This window comes from Vibrio sp. 1402, assembly GCF_033340275.1.
Genome location: NZ_JAWOWE010000101.1, coordinates 1 through 1,012, shown reverse-complemented (window position 1 = coordinate 1,012; position 1,012 = coordinate 1). Strand labels below are relative to the sequence as shown.

Sequence of the window (1,012 nt, the reverse complement as noted above, 5' to 3'; positions counted from 1 at the left end):
TGATGGCATCCAGCGCTTCTTGTCCGTTACTCGTAATTAAGTAGTCGTACCCTGCTTTATCTAAGAAAAAGCTCGCGATTTTTTGGTTCATCAGATTGTCTTCGGCAATCAGTATTCTTCGATGAGTTCGAGATATTTTAGATTCAGCGCGAGATGCAATATTTGTGACATTGTCACGCAATGTATTCTTCTCGAGCTTAGCTAGCTCCTCGATGGCATGTTTGAATCGATTACCCAAGAATGGTTGAGTCAACACGGCATGCACGTTTTCCGCGTTCGTGTAAGAGCTCGTCAAATGGTGCTGGCACACTACTACTCGACGAACATCATAAACTTCAGCCAGTTCACTCAGACAGCTATCGATATCCATCTGACCGTCATTACATAAGAAAATGACATCGAAATCTTCATCTAGCGCTTTTGCTTCCGAAAGTGAGTTAACGCCTACCAGCTCAATTTGAGCCAAACGACATTCTTGGACAATTTGTTCTGCATAAGCATAGTTATCACATATAAAGAGCCCTCTTTTGACCACATCGGAATGCCAACCAAAGAGAGGTAACGCCTCTACTTCTATTGAAAAACCAAAGCATGTACCCACCCCCTTGGTCGAGGTTGCCACTAGCTTGCCTCCCATCATTGACACTAATTGGCGACAAATCGCAAGCCCTAGCCCTGTTCCGCCAAACTGTCTCGAAACACCCTCGTCTTCTTGAGTAAACGGTTCAAAAATGGTCGCCAGTTTGTCCCTTTCAATGCCGATGCCCGAATCCTTGATAAGGAATGTGAGCGAACCTCGCCCTTGCTCTAACGCTTCTTCGTAACTCACGTCGACTGAGATATAGCCTTGTTCAGTAAACTTAACGGCATTGGAAACCAGATTAGTAATGATCTGTTTTATGCGATGATCATCGACCATCACGCGAGCCGGAATGTTTTCATCCAATGAAATATCGAGTTCAAGCTGTTTAGACGTGGCTTTAGATTGAAACAAAATCACCGATTGATAAAC

The 1,012-nt window shown here is 44.1% G+C and carries 1 protein-coding gene; it reads right to left on the bottom strand.

The annotated features are described in order from the left end of the window. Positions 1 to 1,012: ATP-binding protein (locus tag R7044_RS24405; RefSeq protein ID WP_263857030.1), on the bottom strand; the 1,012-nt coding region annotated here is incomplete at both ends.